The sequence below is a fragment of the Kitasatospora sp. NPDC058190 genome (assembly GCF_042883685.1).
Classification (GTDB): Bacteria; Actinomycetota; Actinomycetes; order Streptomycetales; family Streptomycetaceae; genus Kitasatospora.
This window is the reverse complement of the sequence record NZ_JBHVVI010000068.1, coordinates 1-18,215: the sequence shown is the minus strand read 5'-3', so window position 1 is coordinate 18,215 and position 18,215 is coordinate 1. Positions and strand designations below refer to the sequence as shown.

The 18,215-nt window shown below is 72.2% G+C and carries 10 protein-coding genes and 1 CRISPR repeat array; of the genes, 4 read left to right on the top strand and 6 right to left on the bottom strand.

The annotated features are described in order from the left end of the window. The first annotated feature begins 321 nt into the window (after positions 1–321). From ACFVWU_RS27550 to ACFVWU_RS27540, 3 genes are all read left to right on the top strand, one after another. Complete coding sequence (locus ACFVWU_RS27550; RefSeq protein WP_387625880.1) at positions 322–4,200, top strand: ATP-binding protein; 3,879 nt, start codon at positions 322–324, stop codon at positions 4,198–4,200. A 24-nt stretch (positions 4,201–4,224) separates the two neighbouring features. Continuing rightward, positions 4,225–5,718: a CRISPR direct-repeat array (repeat unit 29 nt; unit sequence CGGCTGACCCCCGCAGGCGCGGGGAGGAC). Positions 5,719–6,096: 378 nt separating this feature from the next. Further along, on the top strand, positions 6,097–10,233 hold the full coding sequence (locus tag ACFVWU_RS27545) for an AAA domain-containing protein (protein ID WP_387625878.1): 4,137 nt from the start codon (positions 6,097–6,099) through the stop codon (positions 10,231–10,233). Between the two features lie 361 nt (positions 10,234–10,594). Further along, positions 10,595–11,311 (top strand): hypothetical protein, encoded by a 717-nt coding sequence (locus ACFVWU_RS27540; RefSeq protein ID WP_387625876.1) that lies wholly within the window; start codon positions 10,595–10,597, stop codon positions 11,309–11,311. Between the two features lie 645 nt (positions 11,312–11,956). Here ACFVWU_RS27540 and ACFVWU_RS27535 read toward each other — a convergent pair. Both ACFVWU_RS27535 and ACFVWU_RS27530 read right to left on the bottom strand, forming a co-directional pair. Beyond that, positions 11,957–13,102 carry a ParB/RepB/Spo0J family partition protein gene (locus ACFVWU_RS27535; RefSeq protein WP_387625874.1) on the bottom strand — a complete coding sequence of 382 codons (1,146 nt, stop codon included), beginning with the start codon at positions 13,100–13,102 and terminating at the stop codon, positions 11,957–11,959. Continuing rightward, positions 13,102–13,668 carry a ParA family protein gene (locus ACFVWU_RS27530; protein ID WP_380612644.1) on the bottom strand — a complete coding sequence of 189 codons (567 nt, stop codon included), beginning with the start codon at positions 13,666–13,668 and terminating at the stop codon, positions 13,102–13,104. The genes ACFVWU_RS27535 and ACFVWU_RS27530 overlap by 1 nt, the downstream gene beginning before the upstream one ends. A gap of 590 nt (positions 13,669–14,258) precedes the next feature. Here ACFVWU_RS27530 and ACFVWU_RS27525 point away from each other — a divergent pair. After that, on the top strand, positions 14,259–14,609 hold the full coding sequence (locus tag ACFVWU_RS27525; RefSeq protein ID WP_387625872.1) for a hypothetical protein: 351 nt from the start codon (positions 14,259–14,261) through the stop codon (positions 14,607–14,609). Between the two features lie 117 nt (positions 14,610–14,726). On the opposite strand, the gene ACFVWU_RS27520 is transcribed toward ACFVWU_RS27525, so the two are convergent. From ACFVWU_RS27520 to ACFVWU_RS27505, 4 genes are read right to left on the bottom strand one after another with little or no spacing between them, the layout of a single operon-like run. After that, positions 14,727–15,299 carry a type VII secretion system-associated protein gene (locus tag ACFVWU_RS27520; RefSeq protein WP_387625870.1) on the bottom strand — a complete coding sequence of 191 codons (573 nt, stop codon included), beginning with the start codon at positions 15,297–15,299 and terminating at the stop codon, positions 14,727–14,729. A gap of 13 nt (positions 15,300–15,312) precedes the next feature. Next, the gene (locus tag ACFVWU_RS27515) at positions 15,313–17,094 is read right to left on the bottom strand and encodes a putative T7SS-secreted protein (protein ID WP_387625868.1); all 1,782 of its coding nucleotides are present in this window, start codon (positions 17,092–17,094) and stop codon (positions 15,313–15,315) included. 4 nt (positions 17,095–17,098) lie between these two features. Beyond that, complete coding sequence (locus tag ACFVWU_RS27510) at positions 17,099–17,650, bottom strand: hypothetical protein (RefSeq protein WP_387625866.1); 552 nt, start codon at positions 17,648–17,650, stop codon at positions 17,099–17,101. Further along, positions 17,628–18,023, bottom strand: a complete 396-nt coding sequence (locus ACFVWU_RS27505; protein WP_387625944.1) for an SseB family protein — start codon at positions 18,021–18,023, stop codon at positions 17,628–17,630. The genes ACFVWU_RS27510 and ACFVWU_RS27505 overlap by 23 nt, the downstream gene beginning before the upstream one ends. Between the last annotated feature and the right edge of the window lie 192 nt (positions 18,024–18,215).

The following is an 18,215-nucleotide window of genomic DNA, read 5'->3' as shown; positions in this document are numbered from 1 at the left end:
CCCGGAGGTCCTGAGACGTACGGGCCGACGGAGGGGACTTCCCTGTGCTCTCAAGGTCCGAATCGCAACAGCAGGGCTGCACTGCCTTTCCGTGCCGTACCGCGGGGAGGACGTGTCAGTTCCGTTCCAGTCCGGCCAAGGCACCGACGATCGGCTGAGTGGCGAAGCGGCGATCGCACGGGTGGTTCCCGACCGACACCGGGCCCGCCGGCGCCGCAGCCGCGGACCCTGATACTCCGGCAGCCGCGTCCACCCGCGCGGCGGCCGTCCGCTCCCCCACCTAAGCTGTCCCCCACGCGGCGACCAGGGGAGGGACGGCGGGTGGACCTGTACAACGTCACGAACACCATCGACGGGGGGACCCAGAAAACCGTCATCCAGGCAGCCTCGGTGACGGTCCAGACGGCCCCCACCCCGGCCGATCCCGCCCCTCCGAGCGAGCCGTGGGTTCGGGCCGTCCTGGAGTCGGGCGTCTGGGCCCACGTCGCACCGCGTGACACCGAGCCCCACCGGCGCCACGCCGTCCGGCTGGCCGAGCGGCTCGCCGCCGTCCGGGACCGCGCCGAGCGGCGGCTCGCCGGGGACCCGTGGGCCGACCCCGGATTCGCCACGCGCTTCGCGGACCGGGTGGAGTGGCTGCTGGGGGAGCCCGACGGCGCGCTCGACCTCTACCCGGCCGAGGCCGGACTGCTCGTCCTGCTGCCCTACCTCTACCAGACCCACCAACTCCTGTTCGCGGCCTCCCGGATGGAGGCCGACCCCACCGACCTGCGCCCGCGCCGCGGAGCCACCGGCCGGCGCGCCGACTACCAGTCCTTCCTGGCCGGCCACGACCTGCTGGTGAACCGGGCCGAGCTGCGCCCGCAGGCCGCGCCGGCCACCGGGTGGTGGCTGTACCGTCGCTGGCTCGCCCAGGAGGACCAGGGGACGGACCGCCTCGCCGACCTCGCGGCCGAACTCGCGCCGGACCTCACCGCCGGGAGCGGCCCGCTGAGCGAGGCGCTGAACGTCCGGCGCCTGACCCGGATCCTCGCAGGCCTGCGGCTCGGCGCCGACATCTGCAACCCCGAGCACCTCGGCCAACTCGAGGCCGACGAACTCCTGCCCGGGCCCGGACGGCAGCGAATCCGCGAGCGGCGGGCGAGCCTCCTGCTGGCCGTCGCGTACGCCGCCGCGATCGAACCCGCCGTCCTTCCGGACACGGTGGTCGAGCACACCGGGGTCCCGAACCCCGTCGACCTCGACGGGCTGAGGCGCACCCTGGCCGCAACGGCCTGGGGCGGCTCGCCGGAGCTGCCGGTCCTCAAGGCGGTCTGCGAGCACGAGGCCGTCATGGAGGCCCTGCGCGAGCACACGCAACGGCTGGACGCCCTGCTCCTCGCGGTCGGGCGCGCCGTGCGCGGCGGCATGGCCCAGCTCATGCCGCCGCTGCCCACGCGGATCTCCGCCGACGGCGTGGTCCCGGCGGAGGGGACCTTCACCAGCAGCGCGCGGTTCCGGCTCGACGACCGGCGGGTGCGCGGCGTGCTGACCGGCACCCAGCTCTACAAGGACCGCGGCCTCGCGGTGCGCGAGCTGTACCAGAACGCCCTCGACGCCTGCCGCTACCGCCGCGCCAGGACGCAGTACCTGGAGCGCTCCGGCCGACCCGTTCTCCCGTACGAGGGCCGGATCGACTTCGTCCAGGGCGTCGACGAGGACGGCCGCGAGTACCTGGAGTGCGCGGACGACGGCATCGGCATGGGCGAGGCCGAACTGCGCGGCGTGTTCTCCAACGCCGGCGCCCGCTTCGCCGAGCAGCCCGACTTCCTGCTGGAGCAGGCACAGTGGGAGCGCGTCGAGCCCCCTGTACGGCTGCACCCCAACAGCCGGTTCGGGATCGGGGTCCTGTCCTACTTCATGCTCGCGGACGAGATGCGGGTGCTGTCCTGCCGCATGGGACTGGACGGCATGCCGGGCCCGCTGGTGGAGGCCCACATCCTCGGGCCCAACCACCTGTTCCGGATCGTGGAGAAGGAGGAGCGGGGCACCCGGCCCGGTACGCGGGTGCGGCTCTACCTGCGGGACCGGTCCTGGTCCGGCCTGGACGCGCTGGCCAAGGTGCTGTACATCGCCGAATTCCCGACCACGGCGCAGCACGGCGGGCGGCGGGCGGAATGGGCGCCCGGGGTTCTCCGGACGCCGGGCACGGGAGCGACGGGCGGCCCGGCCGGGGACGACTCGGTGGAATGGGCTGACAGCCCACCCGGAGTCCAGGTCATCTGGCGCGCGAACGGCGGCCTCCTGCTGGTGGACGGACTGACGATCGCACCGGGGCACCAGGTCGGGGTGCTCTCCGGGCTCCACGGCGTCGTGGTGAACCTCTCCGGAGACCACGCCCCGCGCCAGCTCAGTTCCGACCGCCTCACGGTCCTGGACGACATCTCGGCCCGGGTCGAGGCACTCCTGACCGCGGCGGCCGGAGCCCTGGTGACGAGCGGCGCGAGGTTCCTCACCCTGGAGTGGATGGAGAAGGTCGCCGACAGCAGCCCGCGCATCGCGGACCTGGTGGCCGAGGCCGCGTTCGAAGCGGGGACGGACTTCCGCGTCCGCGGCCGGGTGACCGTACCTGCTGCGGTCGGCTGCTTCCCGCTGGACCGCAAGCTCCTCGACGGCCTGCTGACGAACCGGCGCTCGGAACGGTCGTCGGACGGGTTGTACCTCTCGATCCCGGACCACATCCTGCTGTGGCGCGTCCTCGCCCACAGCGAGAGCGACCTGGCCCGTGAGCTGGCGGAGCTCGTACCGGAGCTGGCCGAGCCACGCCGGGTGCTCCGGGCCCGGCCGTCGGATCCGGAGCTGTTCACCGGCAAGGGCTCGGTGTTCGGGCTCACCCGGCCGTCGGACGCCTTCGGCGTCGCCCGGCGGCTCGGCTGCGACCCGGCCGCCACGGCCGAGCGGCGACGGCTCTTCGGCGTCAGCGGCCTGATGGTCCCCGCCTCCCCCGGCCCGGAGGAGTGGGCGGACACGTCGGACATGACCTGGCTCGACAAGCCGTACGAACGCCGTCGCTCGCACGCGACGATCGGCGACCTGCTGGAGGCCGGCGAGAAACTCGGTGTGAGCCCGGCGCAGGTCGCAGCCCGCATGCGGGCCCACGGCATCACCGTCGTGCCGGACGGGCTGGCGGCCGGCATGCCCGACGACACGGACCTCCGACTGCTCCACCGCAACGGCGAGATCGCCCAGCACCACGGCATCTGGAACACCGGTCCCGTGCCACCCGGCCACGTGGCCCAGGCCGCCCGGCGGACGGGGCTGAGCCCGGCGGAGGTGCGGCGCCGGCTGGAGCGCTACGGCCTCGAGGTGGAGCCGTTCGACTTCCCCGAGCGACCGGACGAGGCCTACGTGCAGTGGCTCAGCCGGGATCACAACGGGGAATGGCCATGGGTGAGCGCCGCCGGCCCGCTCCCGCCGTGGCAACTGGTCGCCGCCCAGGACTGGTTGGACCTCTCCATCGAGGAGATCCGCTCCGAGTACGCGCGCCTCGGCTTCACGCTGCCGCCGCGCGCGGACTGCCGGGAATCCCCTGAGGACTTCGTCCTGCTGGCCGGTGGCCCGGAGCCCGGCTGGGAGCCCTACCGGACGGACTGCGCGCCGAGCTTCTACCAACTCATCAGGGCGTCCGAGGACCTGGGACTCAGCCTGCGGAAGCTGACCAGCCGACTGGCGGCCTACCGGGTGCCGGTCGGCATGGTCCTGCCGCAGCGGCCGAGCGAACTCGACCGCGAACTCTTCCGCCACGACGACCTGCTGCTGATCGAACCGGACCGGGACGACCAGCCGGACAACCCCTGGTGGTTTCGGCTCAGCCCCGACGACGAGATCCCGTTCTACCTCCTCGCCCTGGCCGCCCGTGACCTCGACCGACGTCCCAAGGAACTGGCCGCCCGGCTGCGCTCCTACGGCCTGCGGGTCTCCCACGACGACCTCCCCTCGGACCTCACCCAGCGCGACGCCCTGCGCCTGCTCACCGCCGACGAGGAGTGGATGCCGCAGCCCATGGACCCACCGATGCGGCTCGCCCAGCTCGTCCGCATCGCCCGCCGCGTCGACCTGCCCATCGCGGAGACCGCCCGCCACCTACGCAACCTCGGGGTCCACGTCGGCGACGTGGCAGCCACTGTTCGGGCGGCTCTGGCACGGGTGCCGCTCGCGTGACCGCTGGGACGCCGGAGAACGCCTGGCTGGCCCCCACTGACGCAGAAAGGAGTTGGCGTCGTCCACGAAGCGGTACCCGCCGTACGGTTGACCCCCGCTGGCGCAGGGAGAAGACCCTCGAGGAAGCCGACGTCATCGTGGGCAACGGCTGACCCCCGCTCGCGCGGGGAGGAGGCACGACACGTCGAGATCCCCGACGGATGGGCCGGCTGACCCCCACTCGCACGGGGAGGCGGCCGATCCTGGGACGCGCGGCCCCGCTCACAACGGCTGACCCCGTCCGTGCGGGGAGGAGGTCCGTGTTCGAGCTGCCCAGCACGTACCAGGCGGCTGACCCCCGCAGGCACGGGGAGGACAAGGACCGCCCGTACCGGATCGAGCTGACCTTCGGCTGACCCCTGCAGGCGCGGGGAGGACGTGGAGACGGGCACAACCGTCTCGGCCGCCACCGGCTGACCCCCGCAGGCGCGGGGAGGACTCCAGCCGGTCAATCGCCAGTCCAACAAGGACCGGCTGACCCCCGCAGGCGCGGGGAGGACTTCAGGCGGTCGGTGATGCGGTCGCCGACGCTCGGCTGACCCCCGCAGGCGCGGGGAGGACGGGCGGAGCAAGACCGGGATCACGTGGGGGCACGGCTGACCCCCGCAGGCGCGGGGAGGACGCCGAGACCGCCGAAATCTGGAACGTCGCCGACGGCTGACCCCCGCAGGCGCGGGGAGGACATCACCACAATGTAGCGGTTCCGCTTGCTGTCCGGCTGACCCCCGCAGGCGCGGGGAGGACCCGCGTGGAAGGCCGGAAAGCCGGACGCGAACCGGCTCACCCCCGCAGGCGCGGGGAGGACCTTGAGGAAGTCGGAGATGGCGCCCCAGACGGTCGGCTGACCCCCGCAGGCGCGGGGAGGACCGCGCCATCGGCAGCGTGCAGCACAACCGCACCGGCTGACCCCCGCAGGTGCGGGGAGGACGTCTGCAGGTTGGCCAGCGTCATCTCGGCCAACGGCTGACCCCCGCAGGCGCGGGGAGGACGCATCCTTCCGGTCACCCGCGAGAGCGTCCAGCGGCTGACCCCCGCAGGCGCGGGGAGGACCCCATGGAGAACACGACGATGTTCCGGGCGGTCGGCTGACCCCCGCAGGCGCGGGGAGGACCAGTACAGCCAGACGCGGCGGTGGGACCCCGACGGCTGACCCCCGCAGGCGCGGGGAGGACGCGTCACCGGGTCCTACCTCGCCTGGTCGAAGCGGCTGACCCCCGCAGGCGCGGGGAGGACGCACCGGGGAGTACCCGGACGGCTCCAACCACAACGGCTGACCCCCGCAGGCGCGGGGAGGACTCCACCACCACCCCCACCACCAAGGCCGGCGGCGGCTGACCCCCGCAGGCGCGGGGAGGACTGAGGATCCGCAAGCGCGTACAGGAACCGGGGCGGCTGACCCCCGCAGGCGCGGGGAGGACGTGCTCGTGCTCTACCCGCTGCGGCCGGTCGCCGGCTGACCCCCGCAGGCGCGGGGAGGACGCTTCCTGAGCTGGGGTGATGTAGCGCCTTTGCTGTTTCTTTGCTCGAAGCATTGCCCCTTCAACATGCATATGGTGCAAGCGATCTGTTGATGTGTCAAAAAATCTAGGACATCGTGCCACGTGTCGGTAGCACTGGGCTGAATGTGGTCAACTCCGTGGGCGGAGCTGGTTCTTTGGGCCTGCGGTGGTGGCAGCTGATCCTGGGCGAATGCAGGGCTGCCGATGGCGCCCCGGCTCCATGACCTGGGCACTCGGCTCACCTGCCCGCTCTCCGGTAGATTCTGCGGCCTGCTGATCGGCACACGAAGCGGCCGCGGGCCGCGAGTTCGACACGGGGGGCTGAGGGGTGCGGACCGGGGGCGGGCGGGATCGGCGGGTGGAGGACCTGCTGGAGTGCTGGCGGGCCATCGAATTGTTCAGCCCGCCGAAGATCCCGGAGGTGCCGCGCAAGCGCCGCTCGGGCAGGCCGCGTGCCTCCGACACGCCCGTCGTGGACCTCACGCCGGCTGCGGGCCGGGCTGCGCCGCTGCTCCCGTGGGCGTCGGAGCATCCGGAGACGGCGGCGTGGCGGGCGCCGCGGGGCAAGGTGTGGCGGCACGAGGTGTACGGCGGGGTGTTTGACCTGGAGCGGCTGCGCCAGGCGATGATCGCGGTGCTGCCGGAGGGCACCGACCCGGATCCGGGGGTGCCACAGGAGGAGCTGGTGCTGTCGGGGCGGAGCGCGATGTTCGCACTGGTTCTGGACGAGTACGGGCGGCCGGTCGAGGGCACGTCGGTGGTTTCCGCGTGCGCGTGGGCGACGGGCAGGCTCTTCGACCCGGGACCGTCGGCGCCGGGGTGGCTGGACGGCTTCGAGGAGCTGAACGAGGCGTTCGAGGTCGCGGTGGGGCAGCTGACCGCCACCCCGATCCCCTACACCGCCGGGCACTCCGCCCTGCCACCACTCCCGCCCGGACCCCCGGGCTTGCTGGGTCTACCGCTTCCTCGGCCCGCGAACCCGGCGCCCGTACCGGAGACGGCAGCCCCGCCGCGCAGCTGGCAGCAGCTGCTCGCCGAGATCCTGGGCGGCGCCGCGGTGGCGGCGGTCGGCGCGCTGTTCGGCGAGGTCGCCGGCGCCGCCGTCCAGGGGGCGACGGAGCCGCTGGTGCGCCGCGTCGCGGACTGGGTGGCGGCCCGCCGCCCGGCCCAGGACCGCCCCGCCGAATACCACTTCCCCACCACGGCGGGCCCCGTCGAGCCAGCCCCTGCTCCCGCCGTATCCCAGCCGCCGCCCTTCCACGAGTCCGAGGCCGGGACCAGCGCCGAGGCGGACGCCATGGCCGACCCCGGCCCGCGCCCCGTGGCCTTCGCCGACCTCGTCGCCCTGACCGCCCAGATCGCTGACCTCTGCGGCGTCCAGCACCACCTCGACCCGCGCGTCATCCGCGTCCGCAGCCGGCTCGTCCACCTCCCTCGCGACCCGAAGGCCAAGCCCGCCGTCACCCCGCCGTTCCTCAACAGCTTCCTCCCGCCCGACCTTGCCCGGGTCCGCGCCGCCCTCACCGTCGACAAGAGCGGCGACGACGGCAGGAACGCTAAGAACGGCAAGGACCGCCAGGACGGCACCCACGCCGGCAACGGCCTCGGCCCAGCCCTGACCGCCTACCTGACCGCGCGCCACGACGTCGCCGTCCACGCCCGCACCGACCTGCGCGAGGACCGCCGGGCCGTCCTCGACGGCGTCGCCCCCGCGCTCGTCCCCGCCGGGCGCTGGCCCGCCAAGGCGCGCTACCCGCTCGCCCTCAGCCAGCAGTTCGCCGTCAACCGCATGCTCGCCGAGCGCGCCGACACCGACGGCGGCCTGTTCTCCGTCAACGGCCCGCCCGGTACCGGCAAGACCACCATGCTGCGCGACCTCGTCGCCGCCCTCGTCGTCGAACGGGCCACCGTCATGGCCTCCTATCAGCGGCCCGACGACGCGTTCATCGGCCGCGCCTGGCAGGGCAAGGACCGTCAGGGCACCCACAAGCGCTACGTCGCCGCCCTGGACCCCAGGCTCACCGGCTACGAGATCGTCGTCACCTCCTCCAACAACGGCGCCGTGGAGAACGTCACCGCCGAACTGCCGGGCGCCGCCGCCCTCGACGAGCACTGGCACGGCGGCCCCGACCACTTCTCCGACCTCGCCTCCGCCCTGCTCGACGGCGCGCCCGCCTGGGGCCTGGTCGCCGCCGTACTCGGCAACAAGGCCAACCGCACCAAGTTCGGCGAGCGCTTCTGGTGGGGCCGCCTGCCGGAGGACGAGGCCGACGCCCGCACCGCCCAGGGCCTGCCCCCACTGCGCGGCATGAACTACGTCCTCGGCGACTGGATCCCGCCCAAGGCCCCCAAGCCCGCAAGCACCCCCAAACCCGCCCAGCGCGGCCGCCGCACCACCCCCGGGCCCGCAGCCCCCGCGACGCCCGCCGGCCCCGCCCAGCCGATCCCCTCCTGGCGCCAGGCCGTCGCCGCCTTCAAAGCCGCCCAAGCCGAAGTCGAACGCCTGCGCAGCGAACGCTCCCGCCTCGCCACCGCCCTGGCGGACACCGAGTCCGGACGCGGCCGACACCTCCTCGACGCCCTGCGCGCCGCCATCACCCGCGCAGACGACCGCGTGGAGGCCGCCGCGGCCCGCCACACCACCGCCACCACGACCGCCATCACCGCCGGGACGGCGGCCCTCGCCGCCGAAGCCGCCCACCAGGCCGCCACCCAACGAATCCCTGAGGCCCGCGAAGCCCTCGCCAGCGCCCGCGCCGACCTCGCCGCCGCCCGCGAACGCGCCGCCCACCACCGCCAGTACGTCGACGCCCTGACCGCCCGCTACGAAGCACTCCCCACCTCCGAACCGGGCCTGCGCACAGGCCTGCGTCGTCTGCTCCAGAGCCCCGCCGAGCGCCGCGCCGCCGAACAGCAGCACGAACGCACCCAGGCCGAGATCCTCGCCCTCCTCGTCCAGCAGCGCACCGCCCTCAACGACGCCTACGACCACATCGCCCGCTGTGTCCACGCCGAGGGCCTCGCCGCCGCCGACCTGCACACCCGCTCCACCACCACCCTCACTGACACCGCCCAGGCCGCCACCCGCGCCCGCACCCGCGAGAACGCCGCCCACACCGCGGAGTCCGCCGCCCACGAAGCCGTCCAACAGGCCCGGCGCGAAGCCGTAACCGCCCGTCGCAACCTCGAGACCGCCACCGCCGACCTCGACGCCGCCCGCCGTGCCCTGCGCCAGGCCGCCACCACCCTCCCCTCCCTGCCCCTCGACTGGACCCACCTCGACGACCACGAACAGGAACTCGGCTCCCCCTGGTCCGACGAGGCCTGGTGCACCGCCCGCAGCGACCTCTTCCTGCGCGCCCTCGACCTCCACCGCGCCCTCGTCGCGAACACCGCCAAGAAGGTCCGCGGCAACCTCCAGGTCCTCATGGAGCTCATGTCCGGCACCAACGGTCCCGTCCCCGACGAGGAGGTACGTCGCGCCTGGCAGACCCTCTTCCTCCTCGTCCCCGTCGTCTCCACCACCTTCTCCTCCATCGGCAGCATGTTCGCCCGCCTCGGCCAGAGCTCCATCGGCTGGATCCTCGTCGACGAAGCCGGCCAAGCCACCCCCCAAGCAGCCGTCGGCGCCCTCTGGCGGGCCCGCCGCGCCGTCCTCGTCGGCGACCCTCTCCAACTCGAACCCGTCGTCACCATGCCCACCGCCCTGCAGCGCCGCCTCCTGCTCGCCCACGACGTCGACGAGGAATGGCTCCCCTCCGCCACCTCCGCCCAGGCCGTCGCCGACCGCGTCAACCGCCACGGCACCTACCTGCCCGACCCCACCGGCACCGACGACGACACCGTCTGGGTCGGCTCACCCCTGCGCGTCCACCGCCGCTGCGAAGACCCCATGTTCACCATCAGCAACGACGTCGCCTACGGCGGCCTCATGGTCTACGGCACCCACCCCCAACCCTTCCCCGACCCCACCCACGACGGCCTCCTCCCCAGCCGCTGGCTCGACACCCCCGACCCCGACCGCCCCACCGACGCCCCTTGGGGCGAGCGCGACCGCCGCGCCCTCACCTTCCTCCTCGACCAACTCGACCGCCACGGCATCACCCCCGAACGCCTGCGCATCATCGCCCCCTTCCGCGCCCTCGTCCGCGAAGCCACCGAAACCTGCCGCACCCGCCCCGGCTGGACCACCGAACTCCTCGACGAACGCTGCGCCACCGTCCACCGCGCCCAGGGCAAGGAGGCCGACGTCGTCATCCTCCTGCTCGGCGCCGGCCGCCGAGGCGCCCGCGAATGGGCCGCCCGCACCCCCCACCTCCTCAACGTCGCCGCCAGCCGCGCCAAACGCCGCCTCTACGTCATCGGCGACCGCGCCCTGTGGGCCCCGCTGCCCCACTTCGACGTCCTCGCCGACGAACTGCCCGTCTACGACCACATCGGCGACCGCGACACCTGGCGCCGCGACGACCCCGAACCGCCGAACGTGTCCGCGTAGGACGTCCGTCGACGACGGTTTCGCCAACCGTCGGCGACCCTTCGGGCAGAAATGTGACCAGACGAGGCACGGCGAACCGGTCCGGGAACCGTCCATCCGCACAGACGTGATCGAGTAGTAGGTCGGGCCGGCCTGAGTATCCGTACTCAGGCCGGCCCGGCCGCAGCTGCACGAGCATGGGGGCATGCGCCCAGCAGCGACCCCGAAGACCGGCATCACCGCCGTCGCTCCCGCCGTCCGCCTCGCCGGCTCACCCCGCAGCAGCTCCAGGACGAGGTCGCCGCGCGCATCCACCATCAGCCGCGGCAGCCCGCCTCGTTAGAGTTCACGCCGTCACATTCACTTCCACGGGGATTCCTTCATGCGTACCACCTACCTGCTGCGTGCGGCCGTGCCGACGACCGCGGCGCTCGCCCTGATGCTGACCGCCTGCGGACCGGACCAGAGCGGCGGCGACGCCGCTGGCACCGGGCCGTCATCGGCCCCGGCCAGCGCGGGCGCGCCCTCCAGCCCCAGCGCCGACTTCGGCGGCCGGACGGACGCGACCAGCACCAGTGCGCCGACCATCACGGCTTCCACCTCCGCCCCCACCCAGGCCGGATCGAGCCCGAGCGCCACCAGCGCCGGCTTCCCGGGCGCACTGGCTGTCGGCGCCAAGGCTCAGGGCACCTACACCGACCACGAGAAGGGCGACATCTCGGTCGGCATCGCCATGACGGGCGTGGTCAAGGGCGACGCCTCCGACCTGGCCAAGTTCCTCAAGCCGGAGGATCTGGCCGGGAAGACCCCGTACTACGTGAACGTCACCTACACCCACACCGGCGGCAACGGGATCTTCGAGCCCTACTTCAACCTGCAACTGCGGGCGATGGTCAGCGACACCGACCAGGCACGCAAGGTCGACCTGCTCAGCGCCTTCCCGAAGTGCGAGAGCGACGTCCCGCAAGGCGGCAAGGACTTCGTCAAGGGCCAGAGCGAGCACGAGTGCGCGATCTACCTGGCACCGGCCGACAAGCCGCTGACGTACCTGCTGTGGATCGACAAGAGCGGCACGCCGCTCGCCTGGAAGGCCAGCTGACGGTACGGCCGGCGTGGCGCCCGAGCCGACCTCGCGCGCCACGCCCGTTCGGGACGGGTTCCCGGAGGCGGACCCGGCGCCGAGCGGGTGGCTGGCCACCCGAGGTGACCTGCTAGCCCGTCCGGTCCGCCGAAACAGCACGTGTCCAAGACCCCAAACAGCGTCAGACACTAACTGTGGTGGGTGCGGCGAAGGGGGCTCCCCAAAGGAACCGGGCAAACTATCCCGCTGGCTGACCCCCGCGGGTGCGGGGAGGACTTGGGCGCCTGCCGAAGGATGCCTGCGGCGAGCGGCTGACCCCCGCAGGTGCGGGGAGGACCGCTGAACCGCACCGGAGAACGTGATGCTCGACGGCTGACCCCCGCAGGTGCGGGGAGGACCCTTTTTGACCTGCGACGGAACTGGGGCTTTGCTATTTCTTGACTGGCTTGCATCGGGGTGGAGGGCACGCTCATGCTGTGCACCGCGCGAGGCGTGTGCCAGCGGGATGAGCTGTTGAGCAGTCAAGGAGCATCGGACATCGTGCCATGCGCTCGCCGTCCGGTGGGTCCTGATGGGCACAACTGGAGCTTGCGGGATTCCGTCAGGTGGCAGAAAGCCTGGTGGCCTCCCCGCCAGGAATGCGGGGAGGCCACCAGGGCCGCGTCAGCTGTTCGTCGTCAGCAGCCGGTTGGCCAGGGCGTCGGCGAGGCGGTAGGCCTCGTCGGCCGAGAGAGTGCGGCAGATGGCGTCTGCCAGCTCCTCGACGTTGTGCCAGTTGACGTTGTCGAGGCTGGCGGCCGGAGCGGCCGTCGTCGGCTGTTCGTCCGACGGGGCCACGGCCCGCTGCTCCGGCATCGGGAGAGGCTCGGAATTTTCCGCGGAAAATCGCTCGGCGCTCGGAGCCGGTTCATGGTTGGGCAGCGGGCTGCGGGGAGCAGGTTCCGTCCGGTCGGCAGCGGGGGCCGGCGTCACCACCTCAGCGGCCGGGCGAGCGGCGGGCGCAGCGGGCTGCTGAACCGCGGGCTGCGGAGCCGACACGTCGGCAGGAGCCTTGGCCGCGGCCTTGGCCTCCAGCTTCGCCGCACGCCTGGCCACGACCGCGTCGGCGTCGGCCTGGAGCAGCTGCTCCAGCTCCGACGTCTGCTCGGCCAGGGACATCTCCTCGATGCCCTTCACCGAACCCAGCCGACGCGCGACGTTGATGGAGACGCCCTCCTCGCCACGCGCCTTGGCCCGCACCTGCCGCTGCAGCTCCGGGTGGAGCTTCAGCAGGTTCTTGCGGTGCGAGATCCAGCTCTGGGACCAGCCCTCCGCCTCGGCGGCCTCCTTGGCGGTCGGGTACTGCGCCACGATGAGCAGGACCGCGTTGGCCTCCTCGATCGGGTCGAAGTCCTTGCGCGCCATGTTCTCGTCGAGCGCCGCCCGCAGCAGGGTCGCCTTGGACTCCGCCACCGAGTCGTCGACGACGACCAGCAGCTGCTCGCGCCCGTACAGCTGCGCGGCGGCCCGCCGGCGGTTGCCGTTGACGATGACCACGTCCTGCGCTCCCGCGCCCAGCGCCTGCCGGTCCTCCGGCCAGAGCCGGAGGTAGGCGGCCGGGGTGACCGCGAGGCAGCTCTGCAGCTGGCGGTCCTTGATGCTCGCCAGGTCCGAGAGGTCGCCCAGCTCGTCACGCGGGTTGCGCGGGTTGGGCAGGCAGTTGGCGGTGGGGACCCACCGGGCCGGGGTGTCGTTGGCGTTCTCCACACCCGGGGCGTCGACGACCGGGTCCGCGGCCATCGAGGCGAAGGAGACACGACGGCCTGCCATCAGCGACCCCCGTACCCGAGCTCGAGCGACAGGCGGAAGAAGTCCTCGCGGGCCCGGTAGGCGGTACCGCTCTCCTTGTACTGGGTGACGACCGTTCCCTCGGCCACCGCCCGAGAGTGGATCTTGTACCGGCGCAGGACGGTCTTGGCGCGGGGCCATCCCCTCGCGGCGATGTACGCCTCGGTGTCCTCGAGGTCGGCACGGCCGTCCCGGGGGTCCCAGTTGTTGACGACGACCCGGTAGGGGATGTCCATCGGCTCGATGACCTTCTGGATGGTCCGGGCCGTCGGGTCGAAGCACAGCGGCTCGGTGATCATCGGGACCAGGACGTCGTCCGCGATCTCCAGCGCCCGGCGCAGGATCTCCTCGTCGGCCAGGGTGCCCGGCGTGTCGATGAAGATGTGTTCGTATTCGTCCTTCGCGCCGAGGACGTCGAAGGTGCACGCGGCGAGGTTGACCGTGGTGGTGGTTTTGCCGACGCCGCCCTTCTGGTTGGCGATGACGTGGATCTTCGCGCCGGTGTTCTTGAGGTGCACCAGCTGCTCGGCCTGGTCGTGCGCCGCCATGAAGTCGAAGGGCAGGTTGTCCCCCACCCGCTCGGCCCAGACGACCGCGGACCCCTGGGGGTCGGTGGACACGACAAGCACAGATGGCTTCATGATGTTCCGTTCTCTCCGTGGGCTTCCCGGGCGGTGCGCCCGGTACTGCGGATGCCCGCCGCTCAAAGCCGTGGGTGGCGGACTGGAACAGCATTCCAGATGATCGACTCGGAGCCTGACGCGACCCGCGTGTGTTGGAGCACAATGGCCGGCTTGCGAGGTCTGGGTTTCCGCGGAAACCCAACTGTTCGTCTGACGGCCTGTCCGGCTTTCGGTTTCCCGTGCGGGGCGATGTCCGGGCGGCGGTGGGGGGAACGGAATGCGTAAGGAGATTGCCCGAGATTGCGGCCTGGACGGCGAAGTGCCTGAGAAGCCAGCCGGTTTCCCTTGAAGCGAGGAGTGTTCTGTATGCGGATCTTGAGGTGCTCGACGCCCTGAGGCAAGGGAGCGTGGCGCGATGACTGGTGTTGCGTGACAGCTGAACAGGTTGGCATGCTGTTGCCAGCAGCTGGTTCGCTACATGTGGTCAAGAGGTTGCACAAGCGTTACATCGCTGTATGTCAGAAAGTGTCCTGGTCGTGACCGGCAAGGCCTGGTCCGAGCCCGGCGTCACCTTCACCTGGAAGAGCGAGTCCGGCACCACACCCTACTGTCAGATGGACGCGCCGACGGGCTGGACGCCCCAAGTCGCCCACGCCGGGCACGCCGTGATCGACGGCCGGCCGGTGACCGCCATCCTCGACTGGGACGACCGGCGCCGCCCGGGGAAGGTGCTGACGGTCAACTTCGCCGGGTACTTCGACACGAGCATCCACGGTTGGCGGGCCTGGTCGCGGGACATCGTCCGCGTCGTCGACTGGGCCGACCCCGACCGGCCGAGGCTGCTCACGACGGCCGTCCCCATCTAGACCAGCGGTCAGTCGGCGCGGCCGTCCCGGATCGAGTCCGGCTCGCTACGCCGTTGCTCGTGGCCCTTGCCGTCACCGGCGACCCGGACCGGGCGCCGTCCCCACGCCGCGGGCCGGTCACGTGGCGGCGATGTCGTCAAGGGGCAGGGTGGCGGAGGGGCGGGCGGTGGGGTTGAGGCGCAGGAGTCCGCCGGGTAGTTCGGCGGCGATCTGGCGGCCGGTCAGCAGCCGGTAGCCGGGCCAGTCGGTGGGGAGGAGGCGGGGAGAGGTGTAGGCGGTGACGGTGCCGGCCGTCTCGGGGTGGGGCTCGACGTAAAGTCCGGGGCGCTGGGGGTGGGCGAGGACGGCGAGGGGGGTGTCGCGCAGGGCGGTGAGGAGGTCGTCCTCGGGTCCATGGCCGGTGGCGGCGGCCTGGAGGCAGGCCTCGGCGTCGTTCTCGGGCTGGTACATGCCCAGGGCCCTGGGGGAGGGGCGGTAGTCGGGGTTGCCGGTCCAGGTGAGGTCGCCGAAAGGCCCGACCTCCCACCAGCCGAGGATGCCGTGCAGGGGGACCTGCCCGTTGGGGTCGAAGGCGGGGTCGATCTGGTAGATCCATTTGCCGGGCGCGGAGAGGGCTCGTTGGCGCAGCGCGTCGGTGATGGGCGGGGCGGGCGGCCCGGCGGACGGTTCGGTGGGCTGGGGGGTGGTCACGGTGTGTCCTCGATCATGGGGTTGGCCGGGTTACATAGGGCGGTTGCACGGCTCCGCCGAAGACGGGTGGGCTGCCGGGTGGCGGGGTGTAGTACGGGTTCTGTACCGGCGGTCCCCAGGTCTGGTTGACGGGGTTGAACTCGCGCCAGGACTTGATGTGTTCGAGGTTGATGCCGCCGGGGAAGGCGACCTCGCCCTCGTTCTTGTGCGGGTTGTCCTTGACGGTGGCGTTGACGTCGATGCCTCCGGGGGCGTCGACCTCGTACATGTACTTCCTACGGAAGTCGGGCATCTGGGACGGGTCCCGGGTGGTGCCGACGAACGCGGACTTGTCCTGTTCGATCACGTAGCCGCGCAGGTCCGTGTTGTGGGTGTTCCACGGGGTGAGGCCGTTGTTGGCCTTGATCTCGGACGGCGGGCGGTCGTCCAGCCGGTACAGGGGTTCGTTGCTGCTGCGCCAGGTGACGTCCCCGAGGCCGGACAGGTCGACGCCGGACACGGCGGCGGTCTGCGCGGCGGACTTCTCCCCGGCCTCCTTCGCGGCCTGGGCCGCGGCCTCCTGGGCGGCCTTCTCGGCGGCCGCTTTCGCCGCCTTCTCGGCTGCTTCCTTCGCGGCCTGTTCGGCGGCCTGCTTGGCCATGACAGCGGCGGCCTCTTCGTCGGACATCGCCACGGCGCCGCCGCCTCCGGTGGCGCCGCCGACGAGCAGGTTGCCGATCAGCTTGCCGCCGGCCTCGGCCGGGTCGGACCCCCAGCCGCTGCCGACCAGGCCCTTGACCAGTTCGGACGGGTGGTTCACGGCGCTGCACAGCCCGGTGGCGAGCCCCGACAGCCCGGTGGCGTACTCGGCCGGGTGGGTGAGGTTGTAGGGGTCGAGCGGGTTCAGGCTCCGGGCGAGCCGGCTGAGGTCGGAGGCGCCCTTCACCACGCCGCCCACGAGGTGGAGCCCGGTCGACGGGATGGTCTTCGTCTCGTCCAGGAGCTCGGCCTTGAGGATCTGGGTCCGGCTGGGCATCGCCGGGGCGGCCTGGGCGAGCGCGGTGATGGCCGCCAGCGCGGTGCGGGCGGCGGCGTCGCGCTGGGTGCGGGCGGCGTCGAGCTTGTCCTCGGCCTCCTTGAACTGCGCGACCGCCTCCGCCGGGGGCGAGAACTCGCCGGGCTTGGCCGGCGGGTCCCCCTGGCGCTGGTCGGCCGGGGTCGCGTTGTAGGCCTTGAGCCGCAGGTCGTACGTCATCGCGTCGTTCATGAAGGTCTTGGCGGCGGCGTCCGTCTTCTTCTGCGCCTCCTTCCAGATCCTGACGGCGTCCTTGGCCTGGTCCTGCGCCCAGCTGACGGTGTGGCCGTAGGCGGTCAGGGCACTGCCGGCCTTCGCGCAGGCGTCCGCGGCCGTCAGCCACAGTTTGGGCTGGGGGTCGAACTGGGCACGGAAGTTGTCGGCGGCCTGGCCGCTCCAGTGGTCGGTGTCCAGCCGGGACATGCCCTGGCCGGCCTTCTCGAACGCGTCGTGGAGCTTCTGCAGGTGGCCGGCGGCGTCGGTCAGCTTCTTGGCGTCCCCGTGCAGCAGTTCCCTCGGGTCGTCGCTCTGGCCGAGCTGGCGCTCGGCGACCTTGAGGCCGGCGTCGTCGGCGGCGTCGTCGCCCCAGCCGCTGACGGTCTGACCCGCGCCGCGCAGCCCGGCCTTGTCGAGGGCGGACCCGGCCAGGTGCGCGCCCTTCTGGAAGCCCTTGGCCGCGATCTTCGTCCCGCTGTCCACCGCCCCGTCGACCATGTCGATGGTGTCGTCGAGGAATCCCACGGCGTCACTTCTCCTTGGGCGGGTCGATCCGGCCGGTGACCACGCCAGGCCCCTGGGTCAGGTCCTTGCCCAGGTCGCTCCACTGCTGCTTGATGTCGGAGCCGGCCTTGTCGAAGGACTTGCCGGAGAAGTCCGGATGCATGACGTCGTTGATCGGGTTGTCGCCCAGCACCTGCGACCAGGACCTGCCCTCGATCTGCTCGTCGCTCTGGTGCGGGTTGCCGAACACGGTCGCGAACACGTCCTTGGACAGGCCGCTCGCGTACTGCTCCTGGTCGTGATACCAGCCCGCCGCCAGATCGAGCTTGCCGGCCATGTCGTTGCCCTTCGCCACCAGCGACCGCACCCCCCACTCCCAGCGATCGCAGAACTCCTTGAACTGCGCCGCCAGTTCGCTGGACCCGGCCTCCATCCCGGTCACCTCCAGCTGGCTGAAGCCGCGCCCCGTCTCCGCGTACTCCGCCACGCCGATCGCCTTCAGCTCGGCGATCACCCCGTTGAGGCCCGCCGCCACCTGCTTCAGCGCCTCCGGGTCAGCCCCGTAGCCGTCCCCCAACGCCCACACCCCCCGTCAGCACCGGCCCGTCCAGGGCCACCTCGTCAGGCACGATCCCGCGCACCGGCGGCAGCAGCATCGGCTCCCCGCCCGCCACGTCCAGCGCGATCCCCCCGGGCACACCCAGGCCGGGCACCGCGACGTCCAGCAGCCGGCTCCCCAGCACCGTCAGGTACGGGAACCCGGCCAGCGGCAGGTCCTTCGAGCGCACGAACACCGCCAGCTCCTCCTCGGACGAGAACGCGAGGATCCAGCGCAGACCCCTCTCGTCCGCGGTCCACACCGCCTCAGCGCCCCACAACGGCACCAGCACCGCGCTCAGCCGGAACTGCGCCAGCAGCACCGCCGGATCCCCGGCCCCCGCACGCAGCATCCGCACCTGGTGCACCAAACCCGCGTTCTGCAACGCCACCCCCGGCCGGAAACGAATTGCTCCCGAACCATACAGGGGAGGGTGAGCCGGTGGCTCCGGCTAGTCCCGGACTTCGCACATGGGGTTTTAGGTCTCCAGCCAGCGGGGTCGGGTTTCGTCAATGCTGAGGAGTTCGAGCAGGTGTGCTTGGAC